General features: G+C 34.9%; 18 protein-coding genes. 8 read left to right on the top strand and 10 right to left on the bottom strand.

Annotated features, from left to right (window positions below; genetic code table 11):
* The first annotated feature begins 702 nt into the window (after nucleotides 1-702).
* A complete protein-coding gene (locus tag B9A52_RS25175; protein ID WP_084123309.1) occupies nucleotides 703-2,742 on the top strand; it encodes a toxin-antitoxin system YwqK family antitoxin in 2,040 nt (679 codons plus the stop codon).
* Between the two features lie 166 nt (nucleotides 2,743-2,908).
* Here B9A52_RS25175 and B9A52_RS25170 read toward each other — a convergent pair whose 3' ends face one another.
* The 8 genes from B9A52_RS25170 to B9A52_RS25140 form a co-directional block, all read right to left on the bottom strand.
* Nucleotides 2,909-3,256 carry a hypothetical protein gene (locus tag B9A52_RS25170; protein ID WP_084123308.1) on the bottom strand — a complete coding sequence of 116 codons (348 nt, stop codon included), beginning with the start codon at nucleotides 3,254-3,256 and terminating at the stop codon, nucleotides 2,909-2,911.
* 211 nt (nucleotides 3,257-3,467) lie between these two features.
* Nucleotides 3,468-3,677 (bottom strand): DUF6965 family protein, encoded by a 210-nt coding sequence (locus B9A52_RS26635; protein WP_394334866.1) that lies wholly within the window; start codon nucleotides 3,675-3,677, stop codon nucleotides 3,468-3,470.
* An 11-nt stretch (nucleotides 3,678-3,688) separates the two neighbouring features.
* A complete protein-coding gene (locus tag B9A52_RS25165) occupies nucleotides 3,689-4,741 on the bottom strand; it encodes a DUF6371 domain-containing protein (RefSeq protein WP_157370296.1) in 1,053 nt (350 codons plus the stop codon).
* Between the two features lie 75 nt (nucleotides 4,742-4,816).
* On the bottom strand, nucleotides 4,817-5,998 hold the full coding sequence (locus B9A52_RS25160; RefSeq protein ID WP_231955413.1) for an AAA family ATPase: 1,182 nt from the start codon (nucleotides 5,996-5,998) through the stop codon (nucleotides 4,817-4,819).
* Nucleotides 5,989-6,192, bottom strand: a complete 204-nt coding sequence (locus B9A52_RS25155) for a hypothetical protein (RefSeq protein WP_084123306.1) — start codon at nucleotides 6,190-6,192, stop codon at nucleotides 5,989-5,991. Before B9A52_RS25155 ends, B9A52_RS25160 begins: the two co-directional genes overlap by 10 nt.
* A complete protein-coding gene (locus tag B9A52_RS25150; protein ID WP_157370295.1) occupies nucleotides 6,189-6,479 on the bottom strand; it encodes a helix-turn-helix transcriptional regulator in 291 nt (96 codons plus the stop codon). The genes B9A52_RS25155 and B9A52_RS25150 overlap by 4 nt, the downstream gene beginning before the upstream one ends.
* A 150-nt stretch (nucleotides 6,480-6,629) precedes the next feature.
* Nucleotides 6,630-7,472: a hypothetical protein gene (locus B9A52_RS25145; RefSeq protein ID WP_084123304.1), complete on the bottom strand. Its 843-nt coding sequence runs from the start codon at nucleotides 7,470-7,472 to the stop codon at nucleotides 6,630-6,632.
* A 112-nt stretch (nucleotides 7,473-7,584) separates the two neighbouring features.
* Entirely contained in the window at nucleotides 7,585-8,913 is a 1,329-nt protein-coding gene (locus tag B9A52_RS25140) for a site-specific integrase (RefSeq protein WP_084123303.1), read from the bottom strand.
* 864 nt (nucleotides 8,914-9,777) lie between these two features.
* On the opposite strand from B9A52_RS25140, the gene B9A52_RS25135 reads away from it, so the two are divergent.
* The 6 genes from B9A52_RS25135 (at nucleotide 9,778) to B9A52_RS25110 (ending at nucleotide 15,046) form a co-directional block, all read left to right on the top strand.
* The gene (locus tag B9A52_RS25135; protein WP_084123302.1) at nucleotides 9,778-10,575 is read left to right on the top strand and encodes a MotA/TolQ/ExbB proton channel family protein; all 798 of its coding nucleotides are present in this window, start codon (nucleotides 9,778-9,780) and stop codon (nucleotides 10,573-10,575) included.
* Between the two features lie 57 nt (nucleotides 10,576-10,632).
* Entirely contained in the window at nucleotides 10,633-10,962 is a 330-nt protein-coding gene (locus B9A52_RS25130) for a hypothetical protein (RefSeq protein WP_084123301.1), read from the top strand.
* The gene (locus tag B9A52_RS25125) at nucleotides 10,962-11,603 is read left to right on the top strand and encodes an ExbD/TolR family protein (RefSeq protein ID WP_084123300.1); all 642 of its coding nucleotides are present in this window, start codon (nucleotides 10,962-10,964) and stop codon (nucleotides 11,601-11,603) included. The genes B9A52_RS25130 and B9A52_RS25125 overlap by 1 nt, the downstream gene beginning before the upstream one ends.
* Before the next feature lies 1 nt (nucleotide 11,604).
* Nucleotides 11,605-12,069 (top strand): ExbD/TolR family protein, encoded by a 465-nt coding sequence (locus tag B9A52_RS25120; protein ID WP_084123299.1) that lies wholly within the window; start codon nucleotides 11,605-11,607, stop codon nucleotides 12,067-12,069.
* A gap of 194 nt (nucleotides 12,070-12,263) precedes the next feature.
* Nucleotides 12,264-13,739: an NAD(P)H-hydrate dehydratase gene (locus B9A52_RS25115; protein WP_084123298.1), complete on the top strand. Its 1,476-nt coding sequence runs from the start codon at nucleotides 12,264-12,266 to the stop codon at nucleotides 13,737-13,739.
* 68 nt (nucleotides 13,740-13,807) lie between these two features.
* Nucleotides 13,808-15,046, top strand: a complete 1,239-nt coding sequence (locus B9A52_RS25110) for an MFS transporter (protein ID WP_084123297.1) — start codon at nucleotides 13,808-13,810, stop codon at nucleotides 15,044-15,046.
* Nucleotides 15,047-15,094: 48 nt separating this feature from the next.
* On the opposite strand, the gene asnS is transcribed toward B9A52_RS25110, so the two are convergent.
* Nucleotides 15,095-16,546 (bottom strand): asparagine--tRNA ligase, encoded by a 1,452-nt coding sequence (asnS, locus tag B9A52_RS25105; RefSeq protein ID WP_084123296.1) that lies wholly within the window; start codon nucleotides 16,544-16,546, stop codon nucleotides 15,095-15,097.
* Between the two features lie 186 nt (nucleotides 16,547-16,732).
* On the opposite strand from asnS, the gene rpoN reads away from it, so the two are divergent.
* Nucleotides 16,733-18,187, top strand: a complete 1,455-nt coding sequence (rpoN, locus tag B9A52_RS25100; protein WP_084123295.1) for an RNA polymerase factor sigma-54 — start codon at nucleotides 16,733-16,735, stop codon at nucleotides 18,185-18,187.
* Between the two features lie 38 nt (nucleotides 18,188-18,225).
* Here rpoN and B9A52_RS25800 read toward each other — a convergent pair whose 3' ends face one another.
* Nucleotides 18,226-18,375, bottom strand: coding sequence for a hypothetical protein (locus tag B9A52_RS25800; RefSeq protein ID WP_157370294.1), 150 nt, complete (start codon nucleotides 18,373-18,375; stop codon nucleotides 18,226-18,228).
* Nucleotides 18,376-18,827 lie beyond the last annotated feature (452 nt).

The raw sequence follows: 18,827 nt of genomic DNA, 5'->3' as shown, positions 1-18,827 counted from the left end.
ATTATATTTCTTGAAAATACAAAATCATGAAGATCTTTAAGAAGGTATATCAAATAAAAAATTGCTATTAATAAAAAAAAATGAATTAAAAATAGGAAAAAGCTGAAATTGAAGGAGTAATTTGTTTTTTTTAAAATAGAACTTACGTAACAATTAAAGGGAGGGAAAAAAAAGAAAATATCAAATTTCAAACCGAGAACCATCACAAGAATTACGAAAAGGTGATGAGGGTTCTTTCAGAGTTCCAATAAACTCCTAAATTATGGTAGAGCAAATGCGAAAGGATTTGAAAAATTAAATATCATATCGGCAACATATTGCACTTTTTAATAAATTTACAGAAAGGGATTTGGATTTAATTGTATCCGGGTTAGAAAAACATTTGCAAGAAAGAGCGAAGTATTTATAAGATCCCAAACAACCTATTTTCTTGGGTTAGGGAAACATGTAATTTAAAGGTTAATAATTGATCGAGACTTCTCCTTAAGGATTTCAACAAAGAATAAAACGCATTTGAAAGGAAAGGAATACCAATGATTACAGAGATTAATTAATATTTGATAAATCCATTATAAAAATTCAGAATCAAAATTGAAATCATTGAACATTTTAATTTTAGAAATTAAATAAATAAAATTTGAGTTCTTATATGAAAATCTATTTTTTTCTAAAATTAACCGGTATTAAAAGGAATTGATTTAAATGAAACAATTTGTATTTATATCTATATTCTCATTCTTCTTAGATTTAATTTGTTTTGGACAAAACTTGAAATTATTGGACTTAACAATTCTATCCTCAAAAAAAAATTGGGAAGATGTTAATCAAAGTCTAATATCCAAAGGCTGGACTTATTATGACTCAGAGAAAGGAAGTTCCATTAAATACAATACAATAACCTGGACCTTTAATAAAGATCGTTATAGCGATAAATCCCAAGGATGGTTTTATTTGTTTACTTATGAAGGTTTACCGAATAAAATATCTTATTCTTTTTTCAACGATGATACCTACTTATCAATTCAAAACTCGATTTCCTCAGCTGGGTTTGAACTTGTAAAAAGTGATATTGAGAATAATGAAGTTATTTCGACATATCAAAATTCTATATATACTTTAAAAATTTCTACAAGTAGGCAAAAGGATGATGGTTGGAGTGATGTAAGTTTAACTGCTTACAACATTACATTAACAAATAAAGCAGGAATATATGATAATGAAAATGGAAAAAAAACAGATTATTATCCTAATGGACAAATTAAAGCCGAATATTCCCTACTTAATGGGGAGATAAATGGGGAGATCAAGTTTTATAAACCAAATGGAAAAATTGATAAAGTAAGTACTTTAATAAATGGAATTGAAAATGGACCTTTCAAAGAATTTGATGAAGAAGGAAATCTTGTTGCAGAATATTCTATGTCTAATGGGAAAATTGAAGGTAAGTTTATTGTTTATGAGCAAGGAAAAATTTCTCACTCTTTTAATTATGAAAATGATTTAAAAAACGGTCAATACATAGAATACTATTACAATAAAGATAATGGAAACCTTCGGGGAAGGTTAATAGGTGATTATAAAAACGATAAGAAAAATGGATCTTGGAGACTTTTGGTACTTGGAGATGACATGGAGAATTTGTTAAAATTCGAGAATTTCACTGATGGAGTTTTAAATGGTGCATTCCAAAAACCTGATCGTGATAGTTTAAAAATTGGGTCCTATAAGGACAATAAATTTCATGGGGAGTATAAAGTTTATTTAGACACTAAAGGATCATTATATGGTGGAGTCTTTGAAACAGATATTTCTAAACTCACACTTGTAAAGGAGGGGTATTTTAATCATGGTCTAAAGTCTGGTAATTGGAAATATTATGATTTGGCAGGTACATTAGTAAATGAAGGTAAATATGTTAATGGAGAAAGAAGTGGAGAATGGATAGAAAGGTATAGTTATAATCTTGAAAACGAACCAATTTACTATTTTCAAAAAGGACATTATTTAAGAGGTAAAAGAGAGGGTAAATGGATTCAATTCAAAACTGAAAGTAATTTAGAGGAAATTTTTAATTACAAAAATGGAGAGCTCGATGGAGAATATCTTACTCTAAATCACTTTAGCAATAATCAACATAAGGGGATATATTCTAATGGTAAATTAAAAGAACTAAGTATATATGATAGTTTAGGTATTACATTATATACTAAGTATGAAATTTATGAAGAAAAACTGGATAGTTTTCGATGCCGAAAAACTGATTTTACAAAAGATGGGAGTATTTCACAAGTTTATTCATTAAAAAAAGATAAAGAATTTGACCACTTTTGGTTTTATTTCAATTATTTATTAACGATGAGAAATAAAGATAATAATGAGAGAAATGGATTTAAAGATGGAGAATTTAAACTGATTAATAATTTCAATCAACCTGTTATAATTGGTAATTATTATAAAAAAGATAGAATTGGTTTATGGACATTTTTCTATTATGATCAAAATGTTAAAATTGAATCTTATTTTGAGAAAGACCTAAAGATTGAGGAAAAATATTTAAAACTTAACGGAGAATTGTTTTCCGGTGACTTTACTTTTATCAATAAGGAAGATGGAATTAATGAGATAAGAAAAATAAAAGCTGGTTTAAGAAATGGGAAAACAATTTTTATTGATGTAAAATCTAACCAAACAATCAAAAAAGAGACTTATAAAGAAGGAAAACTTTTATTAGAAATGAAGTAATTTTTTACATTTTATTTTCTTTATAATACAAGGTTTTTTTATTTGAGTCCAACCTTATAGCCCGTCTGCCTTGCAGCTCCTACAGCATATCCTGACTTTCTTTTGGCATCTATAGCGTTTCCTAATGCATGCAATTAACAAAAAGTCTTTAGCGCTCTTGTAGGCGTTATTTATTAATTTCTTTTAGGATCTCTTGCAACGTACCTTGCTCCTGTGGTGTAAGGTTGAGAAACTTTGTCAAGACTTGGCTAACCTGTTCCTTCTCAGTTGTCAGGTTTAGGTACTGAACCATCAATTCCAGGAATATCCTCTGCCTGTTCTTACTTAGGAAGTCCTCCTTCAATTTCTGCATTAGGATTGATTCTGTCGGGTCTGTGGCCTGCCCGTTCTGCTTTGCCAATAGTTCCATCAACAATTGGGTTCTCTTTACCTGCCGGGCTTTCTGAATTTCTGTTTTCTCTTCCATCTTGGATTTGTTAAATGTAGCATTAGCTTCCGCAACCTTGACACTCATCAGAAATGTTTATGGAAATCGTAGGAAGATTGACTTTTAGTTTTTCTATTTCATTCCAAAGTCTATCCAATTTCTCCTCCAATTGATCATGGTTTAATTGAGGTTTTGGCACCTCCTTTTTTAATTCCTCGTTCTTCATATTTTTACTGAATGGATTAACTGACAATATTCTTACTTCCTACAAACAAGTTAAAGAAAACTTACAAATTCACTAAGTAAAATTTTCAATACATTTTTTGAAATTGATTAATCTATCCAAATAAACATTATAATTGATTTTGTCACTATTCGCTTTTATGGTTGATAAATGGCTTTCAACAAAAAGGTGAGGGTTTTTGAATAGTAGTGCATTGATTAATCTTAATGGGATAGGTGGGTATAATAGTGGTAGAAAAATATTTTTCAAGTTCTGAAATTTCATGTTCCCATCTTTTAGGCTTTTCTTAGTTCCGTTTTAGGGCAATAACTAGCAGGTTCAGATTTTATTATATTTTCCGCCTGAACATTTGGTTGAACCAATGAAGGAAATTCTAGGGCTTCAGGTTTAGCTAGTGTAAAATCGTGGTATTTAAACCTTGTTAAATAGTCAGCAAGATCAAGCCCTTGGTTCCTTTCTTCTTCAGTGGCATTCCGTTCCAATAAATCAGAAACTATAAAATTGGCAACAGTTGAAAGTTCCTTGGCCTTACTACTCCATTTATTAAACCCGTTGAGGTCGGGAAATAGTGCGACAATTCGCCCCTTTAATACGCTGCACTTTTCAGCATTCAGGTTAGTAATGCTGCCAACTGCAACCCAAATAAACTGGGGCAAATACACACTGGCAATTATTGCGGTTTTTTCACTCTCAACTATAGCGACAGGTTTTGTTTTATCTATCAGTAAATGTTCTCCAAACAAACATTGTTTTAATTCAAATTCCGGCTGTTTAAGGGCTTTATGCGCCCAGCTGATATGACTGAATGGTTCTTTTACTCTTCTTCCTGTATTGGGATTGTAGAGCATAATTTTCCCAGTTCTCACTTGGCCCTTTATATCTATCTGCCAAAATACAGTTGCACCTTTCCAATGTTTTGAGGTGGCAATAAAGTATCGGATTACCAGTTGGCTGGCAACCTCAAACCCGAATAGGCTAAAAAGGAACTGTACAAAGTGGTTTGTTTCATGTGCTTTAAGACTGGCTTTAAATATCTCGATGGGAATAAATGAAACGGGCTTCGGAGGAGGTGTATCGGCTTTCGGCTTGTATTTTTTGGGCTGACTTGTCTCAATTGAAACACCTTTATCCTCAAAATATTGTTTCGGGGTGTAATGGTAACCGCATTTGCTTTCACGGTTGCATCTGCCAACGGTAGGGTGTATGGGTTCGCCTGTTTCTGTATCAATGTAAACCGAAAACGTTTTATCCCTTTGCAGGCAACTGGGGCATCGGTGACGAGTATTCATTCCCTTGTATGGTTCTAAAATGTATTTATGATCGCTCATTGTTTTGTTTAGTGCTTCGTACCGTTCGTACTTATCGTACAGGAGTACGAACGGTACGAGGTGTACGAATTGAACTTAATTACCTGCTTCATTTTCATTTGCTTTCTTAATCCATTTGCGTATTGCGCCTTCTGAAACGCCAAACCTTCGAGCTATTTCAATATTTGAAGCACCTTGTTTTTTTAATTCCATTGCTTCGATAATCTTTTTTCCTTTGTCCTGTTCTGTTATTTCCCGTAAGTGTTCTCGTTCTGTTCCGTAATCAAGAAACTCAAACTTTAAAAAATTGGTTGGCTTGGCTATTTGACAAATGCAAACATTTTCAGTATCAAACACCTTTTCGTTTTGTCTTGCTTTAATCTGTTTCAAGTAGCGTAAACTTTTATCTTTATGGCTTTCACCAATGGCAAAACAGCTATCCATAAAAATGGAAATCATTTTACTGCCTTGTATATCGTTTACGCTTATAGGTCGGGAATTATCCCTTTTAGGTGTGTGTGCTAAAACTAAAACAGAAAGCCCATATTTACTTTTTAATGCTTTCAAATGCTTCATTAAGGGCAATGCATCTTTAGCCCTTTCTGTTTCATTTTTGAGATATGTGATGTTATCAATGATTAAAACCTTTGCCCCAGTTTCGGTAATGCTTCGTTCTAATGAATGGTTGAGGAAATCCTCAAAGGTTTGGGTTTCGGGTATTACAGCATCGGGGTTAATCTCAACCCGTATTAGGTTGTTATCAAAATTGTAATGCTGTTCAAACTTTATTGAATACCGATTTTCAAATTGTTTGTCGCTTAACTCAAAATCAAAATACAAAATTGGTTGCTTTGGTGTTTCCAGTTTAAAGCCCTGTATCTGTTCTCCCCTGCTTATGCTGTTACCAATTTGCACGGCTAAAATAGACTTCCCTAGATTCGTGTCGGCAAACAAAATGCATAGTTCGCCCTCAAACCAAAATTCTCCAAAGAGCATTTTCGGAATAGGTCGGGTTTTCGCTTGCTCAATCCAACGGGTGGCTGTTTTCACGGTGAACAACCCTTTACTTTCTTTAGCTTCGTTACCTCGATTCAAAAGTTTTTCAGCTTCAGTATAGATATCCTCTAAACCTATACCTTTCTTATCATTTTCGGATTGGATTTCCACATCATCAATTACCATCTGCATCGCAATATCTTGATGATTTTTTTGGAAATTTTTACTCATTTTCTCTAAATCGCCACCTAATGGGAGTTTGGGTGTTTGTCTCAGTGCCATAATCTGACAGCCTCCAAACTTGTAATTAAGAAAATTTCAAAATTAAATAGGTATCCGGAAACCACTGTAAAACTGATACTTGCTATTGTTCTGATAAGTGTTCCTTTGAAGTTGATAAAATGTATTTTATCAATATCTTTGCAATGTTCTTTCCTCAAAGAGACATTTTCGGAGGTCTGGTTGAATGATTTCATTTAGACCTCCTTTTTTTGTTTTCCAATACCTCCAATACTTTGTCCAGGTCATATCGGACCACAGACCCAACTTGAATAAAAGGGATCCTCCCTTCTTTCCTCCACTTTGAAAGTGTTGGCCGGGTAACTCCCAGCTTTTCCATTAGTTGATCGGTGTCTAGAATTAATCCTTCTTTTGATTTCATTAACTCTGAATCTTTTTGATTCAAGATCTCCTTGAACCATCCTTGCATTTCAACTTTTAATCTGTGCAATGGGATGGTGAATAGAACTGTTGGATTGTCCATGATTTCTTTGTTTTTATTCAAAGATCTCCACCTTTCAAAGGTCGCTAACCGGTTGTATATAGGTTAGCAAGGTTATATAAAAGAGTTCGTTTTTATAAAATGCTGAAAATCAGATCAAAAAATTTCAAAAAAAAATTTACTTGCAAACCCTTAATCCCTACCATGTATCAAATAATAAAACTCATTTTTTGCTGTAGTAGCAATTTCTGGATCCAATTTTTTGAGTTTTGGAATTATTTCTGCTACATCTTTAGGATTGATAAAATCCTTGTATTTCACAGCATTATTAAGAATTCTAATTCCTTTTTGATAAACAGTATTAGGACTCATTTTTTCGATACCTAATTTTTTTAAATTCTCTTTAATTCCAACATGATTCCTAGAAGTGCATTTTTTAAAATTAGGGTGTTTTCCCATTAAAAAATATAACATATACCCTGCTTGTACGGGTGTTAAATCAGTCTTTTTCTGATTTCGGCTCATACTCGATTCATCATTAGTTAGCAACCCATGATTTTTTTTAACCTTGTCAATATAAGCTTTTCGCAATTCCAAAAAAGAATTTTCTGACCACAAGATTTTATTAGTAGTTTTTCTAAAATTTTCTAATGATTTTGAAGATACAATTGTCTGAAGGTTTCCTGATAATGTAATTATATCTTTTCCATGTTGATGCCTTTTTATTACAGCTTTCTGGAAAGTAGGATTTTTAATATAATTCAAAATAATTTCAAAACCTTTACTAGTCAACTGATTAGATTTTTCCAAATTAGGCTTGATCTTTGAACTAAGATTATCTATAAATAATTCAATTATCCCATCTACATATTTAAACCAAACTTCATTACTTTCATCTGTATCTTCAGCAACAAGCATTGCCATATCCAAAAAGGGTTTTGGTTTTCCATTTAAAAAATCAATAAAAGATGGGATTTTAAAATACTTTAACCAATAAATTTGCCTTTCAATAACAGGGTTTTCTGTTCGTTCCATTCTTTTTCCCCAAAGATTTCCTTTAAAATTAAAAACTTTTCACCATTCGTAAACTACTTATTTATGCAAGTATTTTGGAATTTTGACTTTTTTTCAATTTCAATTTCAATATTTATCCGGCTTTCAAGATATTTCCTTTGCCCCAAACCCGTTCCATTTCACTTATGCTGTGAGTCCGGCTTAAATTGACATACCGTTTGAAACTTGCATATGACTCATGACCAGACCATTTCATGACCGTTTCAACTGATGCCCCACGTTCAAGAGAAAGTGTGCAAAATGTCTTACGTCCGGTATGTGCTGAAACAAGTTTGTGTTTGGGAAAAACCTGTCTGATTGGTTCGGCACCCTTGTATCTCACAATTTCAATGGATTCATCAATATTTGCAACTTCACAAACCTCCTTGATGTATTTGGATAGCTTTGGGTTTGAAATCTTAGGCAAAGGTTCAGCCAATTCTTTATATTTTTCGAGTATGGAAAGTGAATCAGGATTTAACGGTATTTCCCATGGCTTACTTCCTTTCTTCATGGTCAATTGGATAGTACTGCCTTTAATATGCTCTCTTTTGAATTGATCATAATCCGAAAACCTCATACTTGTTGCGCAAAGAAAAATGAATATGTCTCGTGCTTTCTCATGTCGGCTTACTCCCTTCAAATTTGCTTCTTTCAATAACCTATATTCACTTTCTGATAAGGTGATCACTTCAAGTTTTTGCCGTTTGATAGTAAAATCCCTGTATGATTGATTCATTTCTATTCCATGCTTTCTGGCATATCCCAACAATGTTTTAAGTGTGCTTAGCTGTTTGGCTATGGTAATGTTGTTTATTGTATCACGTTCCTCAATCAAGTATGATTGAAATTCCTCAAAAAATGAAAGTCCTATCCTATCAAAGGTTACCTTTTTTCCTGTCCATTTTTCAAAACTCTTCAAATGACTTTGAAGCTGTGAATACACTCCAAGACTTCTTGTGGCCCTACTCGCTTTATTCCTCTCTATGTAGGTGTCTATGAAGTCTGGAACAGTCTGAGTTATTAAAGTGGCTTTTTCTGGACCCTTAATTCCGGTGGAGGTTTTGGAATTTCTGAATGAATCAAAAATGTCCTCCACACTATAATCCTTGTCTGCAAGTCTAAATCCATCCTCAATAAAGTTGAGCTTGGATTTGAATTTCTCTATAAGTGAATTAATCCTATCAATGTCGGATTCCATCAAGATAATTGATGCGCTTGATCCAGCTGTCTTTGAGTGCATCTTTTTATTAATGTAGGTTGCTCTTTGCTTGGATTTATCCCAATTGATTGGTGGGATACTGATTTCAGTAGCTAATCTCTTTCTGTTTTGCGAAACTGAAAGGATACATGAAATAGGAGCCATGCCCTCTCGGTTCAATTTTTCCTGCCGGATTTCGAACCGGATTGTAAGTTTTGCCATTTTTTCCCCATTTAAGACACACCTAAGATATAAAAAAAACAATTGGGGTGTTAATTGGGGTGTAATTATTTTTTATTTAGGTTGATTTGTCTTGTCTCTGTTTACTATAAACCTTGTTTAAATAGCTTTAGTAAGATGATTTAAAGTTATATTTCCTAATATAAGTAAAAAGGGTTCGAATCCCTTCCTCTCTGCGAGAAATTACCGGTACTATGGAGGTATCGGTTTTTTTATGAACAAACTTTCATTAAATTTTTTTGGAAGATAGGAGAATCCTGGTGTTTGAAATCTACTAAAGAGAGATTCGACAAAGCTTTTTTTATGCACTAGGTGCACGAAAAATCCACTTCTCCCTGTCCTTCAAAATATCTGCTGGAGGTTTTTTGGTGAATTGAATTCTGTTTTTCAACAATGATTCTTTTTGACTATCAGCGAATAAATTAGTTTTCTTCAAAAAAAATGAAGCGATTTAAAACAGAATTGATTATATTAGCTAATCAATTAGTTTATTGAGTTGTCCAAATTTTAGTGCCACTTATATTTATTTCAGGATTTTATTTGATTTAGTTGAATTATGGAATTGAATTTAATATCATTGCTTGCTTTCTCAATCAAATAAGGAAGTAAACTCAAATGTTGTCCATTTATTATAATTCTATATCCGCTTATATAATTAACCTAATTAATTCATAATCCTTCATTTAGCTTGCGAAGAAGTTATCAAAAACATCCAAATTCTAATTTTATAAAAAATTTATGAATGTTTCCTTTGCAATTTGAAATGAAAAAATGATAACTTTAAAATCTCATTATTAATTTAGAAACCGTTTAACCTTTATTTAAATTCTATTTAAAATCTACATTATGAAAAAGTTAATCGCTTTGTTCATGCTTTCCGGAATTTTGATGTTCCCGGCAACCACGAAGGCTCAAGATGCACAAGACACAACAGCAACAGAAGAAGTTGTTGAACAAGCAGCCCCTGCTGCGCCCGCTATCGTCGATGATGAAATCATTGAGGAGAATAAAGGGTTTCACCAAGTAATCAAAGAAAAGTTCATTGAAGGTGACCCGACTTTTATGTCTCCCGTATTGATCTGTTTGATTTTGGGTCTTGCAGTAGCTATTGAAAGAATCATTACCCTGAACCTTTCTACAACCAACACCAAGAAATTGTTGGCTAAAGTTGAAGAAGCGCTAGAACAAGGCGGTATTGAAGCTGCCAAGGATGTCACCAAAAACACTAAAGGTCCTGTTGCTTCAATCTTTACCCAAGGTTTGATGAGGTACACAGAAGGTATAGAAATGGTAGAGAAATCAATCATTGCCTATGGTTCAGTTGAAATGGGCCGATTGGAAAAAGGATTGGTTTGGATCTCTCTTTTCATCTCCCTTGCTCCGATGTTGGGTTTCATGGGTACTGTAATCGGTATGATCGGTGCATTTGATGCCATCGAAGCAGCCGGTGATATTTCTCCATCTCTCGTAGCGGGTGGTATCAAAATCGCCCTTTTGACTACAGTAGCGGGTTTGATTGTCGCTATTATCCTACAGTTATTCTACAACTATTGTGTGGCTAAGATTGATTCTTTGGTAAATGATATGGAAGACGCTTCCATTACCTTGGTAGATATCCTTGTTAGGCATAAGTTGACTAAGTAATTTCTAGTTTGATTATTTATCAACTAAAAATTATTCTTAACTTTATAAAAAACAATTATGGATTCTATAGATATATTTATATACGTTGCTGAAATACTGATTATCGTAGGAGCAATAGCAGCGATATTGATGCCATTGGTAAAATCCCTCGATAATCCTGGATCATTATTGAAAACAGGCGTGGGAGTTGCAATTTTGGCAGTTGTGTTTTTCATAGCTTATTCAATATCAGATGGAGACGTGCTTCCAAAATTTGCTGCGGAACCATTTAATCTGACTCCCGGCATGTCCAAATTTGTTGGGGGTTCGTTAATCACAGTTTATGGCCTTTTTATCGTAGCGGTAGTGGGCATCGTGTTAACAGAAATCAATAAAGCAATAAAATAATGGCAAAAAAGAAAGTAAGAGTGAGTCAGGAGGTAAATGCGGGTTCCATGGCGGATATCGCCTTCCTGTTGCTTATCTTTTTCCTCGTTACGACAACAATTGCTTCTGATAAGGGTGTATTGAATATCCTTCCACCAAAGCAAGATCCCAATCAGCCGCCACCGGAAGTTGAATTGAATGAAAGAAATATTTTCAATATTCTGGTAAATGCCAATGATCAGCTTTTGGTTGAAGGCGACTATATGGACAATACTGATAATCTTTCTGAAGAAATCAAAGATTTCATTTTGAATTTCGGTGCTCCTGATGAGGATGCTGTTGCATTATTCAATTCATTGCCTCAATCTTTAAAATCACGGGCCAACAGGAGTCCTGAGTCTTCTGATCATCCCATGTCAGGAGGAGCAGTGGTTTCCATCAAGACAAACAGAGGGACAAGTTATGAAAGGTATCTTGAAGTGTTGGATCAAGTGAAAAAAGCATATTTTGAAATATATGCTGAAAGGGTTGGTTTGACCGCTGATCAATACAGGGCTTTGACAGGGAAAAATGCCGCTGAAAAAGAATTGATTGACAGAGGTAAGGAAAATATACCTATGGCGATTTCAATTGCAGAACCAGATAAAATAGGAGGAAACTGATATGTCAAAGTTTAAGAAAAAGAATAAGGTTTCGGAAAATATTCCTACCTCAGCTCTACCGGATATTATCTTTATGCTTTTGTTTTTCTTCATGGTGACAACGGTATTAAGAGATCAGGAACTTCTTGTTGAACAAAAACTTCCGCAAGCGACACAACTTCAAAAATTGGAGAAAAAATCTTTGATTTCTTATTTATTTGTTGGAAAGCCAAAGAATACTGCTCTATATGGAACAGAACCTAGGATACAGGCAAATGATGTTCTGATCAATACCAAAGATATTCTTCTTTGGGTGAACCAGGAAAAAGATAAACTTTCAGAAGCAGAAAGAGATCAGATTACAATTTCTATGAAAGCGGACCGTGAAGTGAAGATGGGACCTATTTCTGATATACAATTTGAATTGAGAGAGGCTGATGCCAGGAAATTGATGTATGCATCAACTGGTAAAGTACAGAATAATTAAAACTATTCTAACGCATAAAAAAAGCTGTCCCAATTGGGATGGCTTTTTTTTTGGGTAATTCTTTTTGAAAAGGAGATTTGTTTTAACTTAGACCCATGTCTATTTGCCAATAAGCCTTCTTTAAAATTCCTTATGGTTTAATTGGTAGAAATGATTTCATTAATTTGTAGATTGAAAATAATCCAAGGTAAATAATGCTGAGTATAATTCCAGGAAAAAGTGTCTCTCAACTTGACAAAGCTTTCATTTCCTATGAAGGAATTACCTCGTTGGATTTAATGGAAAGAGCAGCTGTATCTTTTTGTAACTGGTTTTTTGTTCATTTTCCAAAAAATGAAAATGCCATATTTATTTTTTGCGGTCCAGGTAACAACGGAGGAGACGGACTTGCTATTGCCAGAATATTTTCAAAAACAACAGACAAAGTACATGTTGTGTATTTTGAAGATTCGGAAAATTGCAGTAATGACTATCAATCTAATTTTGCTAAACTGCCAAAAAACATAAGTAAGATTCATATTAAGGATTTTTCCTTCAATATTTCTAAGGATGATTTTGTAATTGACGGAATTTTTGGAGTTGGGATAAACAGACCTTTGGAAGGAATCTTCAAAGAATCAATCGAAAAACTCAATAGGGTGGAAGGAATGAAAATCTCCATTGATATTCCTTCCGGGATTCCATCAGATGCTGTTCTGGATGGAACATGTTTCAAGGCAGCATATACAGTTACTTTCCAATTCCCTAAACTTTCCCTGTTATTTCCTGAACATGCTTCTTTTGTCGGTGATATACACATTGCAGATATCGGAATTCATGATGATTTTTTAAAGTCTTTTTCCAATCAGAAATTCTTAATCAGGAAATCAGATATACCCGGCCTGCATAAAAAATTCCATAATTTCAGTCATAAAGGTGATTATGGGAGAGTAATAATTATTGGAGGGAGTGTTGGAAAAGTCGGGGCAGTATTGATGGCTTCAAAATCAGCGTTGCGCACAGGAAGCGGTCTTGTTCATGCCCACATACCAAAAGGAGAACGATTGGTGTTACAAATAGCAGTTCCCGAAGTAATGGTTTTTGATTCCCAAGAAGTACAGGACTATAAACAATTTGATGCAATGGGTATAGGCCCAGGTTGGGGAATGAACGTCGATATTTCTTTTTACAGGGAATTGTTAAGCAATTACAATAAACCCGTTGTCATTGATGCAGATGGTATAAATTTAATCTCCAAAAATCCGGATCTTTTAAAATTGATTCCAAAAGAAAGCATCCTTACTCCGCACATCAAAGAGTTTGAAAGATTGGTCGGTATTTGTGAAAACCAGGAGGAACGATTAAGGAAAGCTAAAGATTTGGCCAAAAAACACCATATTTTCATTGTATTGAAGGGAGCATTTACCTGTATTTCTTGCCCTGATGGAAATCAATATTTTAATTCTACAGGGAATAAGTACATGGCTACTGCTGGTTCGGGTGATGTTTTAACCGGTATGATTACTTCTTTTTTGGGACAAGGTTACAAGCCATTTAATGCGGCTGTTTGTGGTGTATTCCATCATGGATTGGCAGGTGAGTTAGCCTCAGTGGTTAAGAGGAGAGGATTGATAGCAAGTGATATCATCGATTACATTCCTGCTACATATACCCAATTGGATATAGATTGATAAAGAATCGGGGAATATTAGAACTAAAATAAATCTCATCAAGTTAATCAAGCAGGATTTTATCGCTGATGTATAAAGAAAAGTTTTTATTATGGACGCTGGCGGCCATAAATTTCACCCACATTGTTGACTTTATGATCTTGATGCCTCTAGGCCCGCAGCTGATGAGGATATTTGAAATTTCGCCAAGAGAGTTTGGTCTATTGGTTTCATCCTACACATTTAGTGCGGGTGTGAGCAGTTTTTTTGGAGCCTTTATTCTGGATAAATATGACCGTAGGACCATTTTGCTTTGGGTATTCACAGGATTCTTATTTGGTGCATTGGCCTGTGCTTTCTCCCCAAATTATTCCATTTTATTGATATCAAGAATAATTTCAGGTGTTTTTGGCGGTCTTACATCAGCTTTGGTTTTATCCATTATAGGTGATGTTATTCCTGATGTCCGAAGAGGTAGGGCTATGGGACTAGTAATGGCTGCATTTTCTGTGGCTTCTGTAATAGGAGTTCCTTTTGGGTTATTTATTGCCAGTATTTCTAATTGGCATGCTCCATTTTTCTTTTTGGCAGGCCTGTCTTTGTTGATTCTTTGGATGATTTATAGATTTATACCATCCATTACTGCCCATCTGGAAAAGCAACAATTTAAACCGAGTCCTATTCAGGTGATTCAGAGAGTTACCGGAAATGGAAATCAAATGCGTGCTATTTCCCTGACCATCATGATGATGTTGGGGCAGTTTGCTATTATCCCTTTTTTGAGTCCTTATATGGTGGCTAATGTTGGCTTTAGTGAGATTGAGCTTACTTATATTTATATGGCTGGCGGATTTTTTACGATTTTTACCTCTCCTTGGGTAGGAAGAATGACAGATAAATACGGGAAAATAAAAGTTTTTACCATTTTTATGACTTTGAACGTTATCCCAATTGGGGTAATTACTCATTTGGGCCAAACTCCCATACCCTATGTCCTGTTGATTTCGACTATGTTTTTTGTCACCTCCAATGGAAGGATGGTTCCGGCTGCAGCATTGATAACAGGTACAGCAAAATCTGAGAATAGAGGCAGTTTTCTTAGTTTTAATTCCGCGGTACAGCAGCTTTCAGCAGGATTGGCTTCTTTCCTGGCAGGGCTGATTTTAGCCGAGGGGGCCAATGGAGAGCTGTTGAATTATGATATTGTTGGGTATTTTGCCATCTTCTTGAGTTTACTGTGTATTCCATTGGCCAGAAGGATCAAAGTGATAGATACAGATGAAGCTGCTGTAAAATTAGATTCAGAAACTGAATTAATTAATGAATAAAGCTAAACGAAAAAACCACCTAAGTTGGTGGTTTTTTCGAGATACTTTTTAAAACTCTGCGTGTCCCGGAGTTCTCGGAAATGCTATCACATCTCTGATATTTCCCATCCCGGTAACAAACAATACAAGTCTTTCAAAACCCAAACCGAATCCGGCATGAGGGGTTGAACCAAATCTTCTTGTATCCAGATACCACCACATTTCCTCAGTTGGGATATTCATTTCTTCCATTCTTTTGGAAAGCAGATCAAGTCTTTCTTCTCTCTGTGAACCACCAACAATTTCTCCTATCCCGGGAAATAATATATCCATGGCCGCAACTGTTTTGCCATCATCGTTTTGTCTCATGTAGAAGGCTTTGATCTCTTTTGGATAGTCGGTCAGAATTACAGGCTTTTTGAAATGTTTTTCTACCAAGTACCGCTCATGTTCGGATTGTAAATCCACGCCCCAATCCTCAATAAGGTATTGAAACTTTTGCTTCTTGTTATAATTGGAATTTTTCAAAACATCAATGGCTTCAGTATAAGTCAATCTTTGAAACTTATTTTCTACCACAAATTGTAACCTCTCCAACAATCCCATTTCGCTTCTTTGGTCTGCTTTTTTGGTGCTATCTTCCTCAGCAGCTCTATTATCCAGAAATGCAATATCATCCTTACAGTTTTCAAGCGCATAGGAAATTACATACTTAAGGAAATCCTCAGCAAGATCCTGATTGTCTTCGGCATCATAAAAAGCCATTTCAGGTTCTATCATCCAGAATTCTGCCAAGTGTCGCGCAGTATTTGAATTTTCTGCACGAAAGGTCGGACCAAAAGTGTAGATATCTCCAAGTCCCATAGCTGCCAACTCGCCCTCCAATTGACCTGAAACTGTTAGGTTTGTTTCTTTTTCAAAGAAATCAGATTTAAAATCAATCTTTCCATCTTCAGAAATAGGTGGGTTTTTGAGGTCCAAAGTAGTCACTTTGAAGGTTTCACCGGCACCTTCTGCATCTGAAGCAGTGATGATGGGAGTATGTATGTAGAAAAATCCTTTGTCATTAAAATATTTATGCACAGCGAATGCCAAGGCATGCCTGACTCTAAAAACCGCGCCGAAAGTGTTTGTCCGCACCCTAAGATGAGCGATTTCTCTTAAAAATTCCAAAGAATGTTTTTTTGGTTGGAGCGGGTATTTTTCAGGATCGGCCTCTCCAAGAATGTCTATCTTGGCAGCAACCAGTTCATTCTGTTGACCGGCACCCTGTGAAGGAACTATCTTGCCAAATACCTTAAGGCAAGCACCTGTGGTGGTTTTTTTTAGTATTTCTTCACTGAGAATATTTGGGTCTGCTACAATTTGATAATTTTTTATAGATGATCCGTCATTGAGTGCTATGAACGAAACGTTTTTATTGCTTCTTTTTGTCCTTACCCATCCCATGATTACCACATCACGATCGATGTAGTCATTTTCAAGCAACTCTTTAATTTTCACTCTTTTATTGAAGGCCATATTTTTGTTTATAAAATGTAAGTTTAAGACCCTTTTAAAATAGACGTCTTAAAGGGAATGCAAAAAAACGATATAATAAGCTTTTTATCAAAAATTTGTTCTAATTTCCTAAATTTGAAAGCTAGGAATAAGGATCAAGTCAAAATTGATGCCTGATTTTTATAAACCTTTTCTAATTTAACAAGTATGCAGAAACTTCATTTAAGTCAGTCTCTATCTCAAAAACTTTCCCCACAGCAAATCCAGTTCATAAAGCTATTGCAGGTGCCTACCGCTGAATTGGACACTAGGGTAGAAGAAGAGTTGGAAATCAACCCAGCTCTTGAAGAAGGGAAGGATGAAGATAAAAAAGATTCTGAGGAAGAATTTGAGGACAATTATGAAGAAGAGTCAAATTTTGAGGAAAAAGAAGTCAACATTGAGGATTATCTCAATGATGATTATAGTGGGTATAAAATGCAGGGTGACGGAAATTATACGTCTGAGGAGGATCAAAGAGAAATTCCGGTTTCGGGAGGAATTTCGCTTCATGAGCAGTTAATAGCCCAAATGGGATTTTTAAAGTTAGACGAAAGGCAAAAAATAATCGCCAGGCAACTGATAGGCAGTATCGAAAATGACGGATATATCAGGAGGGATCTTGAAGCAATTATCAATGATTTGGTTTTTAGCCAGAATATCGAAACGGATGTTGATGAAATTGAAGAAATTCTCAGAAAAATTCAGACTTTCGACCCTGCAGGAATAGCAGCCAGAAATCTCCAGGAATGTTTAATCCTCCAACTGGAAAGAAAAGAACATCCGGATGATACTACCGTTCAGAATGCAATCAAAATACTCAGTGAATGTTTTGACGAATTTACCAAAAAACACTATTCAAAAATCCAAAAGAAACTTGATTTGGGAGAGGAAGAATTAAAGGAATCTGTTAATATGATTACGCGCCTCAACCCCAAACCCGGTGGCACATCGGATGGATTGGTAAAAACCCAATATATTATTCCGGATTTCATTCTGACCAATACTGATGGGAAATTAGAGATTTCTTTAAACTCCAGGAATGCACCTGAATTGAGAATAAGCCGGTCATATTCGGAAATGTTTGATGCCTTTGAGAAGAGTGATAAAAAGGATAAAAAATTGAAAGATACGGTCACTTTTGTCAAGCAAAAGCTTGACTCTGCCAAATGGTTTATAGATGCGATCAAACAGAGACAGCATACTTTGCTCAAGACCATGCAGGCCATCCTGGACTTTCAGGGGGATTTTTTTTATGAGGGCGATGAGACCAAACTGAAACCGATGATCCTTAAAGACATTGCTGAAAGAATTGAAATGGATATTTCGACTGTTTCAAGAGTTGCAAACAGTAAATCAATTCAGACTGAATTTGGTATTTATCCCTTGAAGTATTTCTTTTCCGAAGGTATTGCCACTGACTCAGGTGAGGATGTAAGCAACAAAGAAGTGAAAAGTGTTCTCCAGTCCTTGGTGGATAATGAAAGTAAAAAGAGGCCTTTATCAGATGACAAATTAGTGAAAATGCTCAATGATAAAGGCTATAATATAGCAAGGAGAACCGTCGCGAAATACAGAGAACAATTGCAAATCCCTGTTGCAAGATTGAGAAAGGAACTTTAAGTGATTAGAAGAACTGCTTTAATACTTTCTTATTTATTTCAGCCCCTTGTAGTACCAAGTCTGATTTTTCTTTTCCTGTTGTTTCCTGTACCCCAAGTTACAGGTCTCAGTTTGGTTGAAAAAAGTTTTGTTTTATTGATGATTTTTTTGACCACTTTTATTATTCCAATATTTAGTCTTATTGCCATGAGACTTACAAATAAAATTTCATCTTTTCACATGGAAAGTAAGGAGGATAGGCTTTTTCCATTTACTATGGTCACAGGATTTTATATTTTTTCCACTTATTTATTTCACACAAAATTTAAGTTGGAACCGATTTTTGTTCAAACCTTGGCTACTATCTCCATTTGCCTGGTCATAATGACCGGGGTTACTTTTTTTTGGAAAATCAGTGCCCACATGACAGGGATATCGGGTTTTTTGGCAATCATATCAGTGACTATTTTGAAGTTTTCTGATTATGGCCTATTGTATTATTTTTTAGGGATTATTTTACTGACAGGAGTTATAGCCTCTTCCAGGTTATATTTAAATGCTCATACACCATTAGAGGTACTAGGAGGGTTCTTATTGGGATTTACAGTATGCTTCGGAGCTTTTTGGTTTATTCTATAAATATCCCTTTATAAAGATTTTG

It is taken from the genome of Aquiflexum balticum DSM 16537, assembly GCF_900176595.1.
Taxonomy (GTDB): Bacteria; Bacteroidota; Bacteroidia; order Cytophagales; family Cyclobacteriaceae; genus Aquiflexum; species Aquiflexum balticum.
Note: the sequence above shows the minus strand (reverse complement) of the source record. Positions and strands in the feature narration are given on the sequence as shown.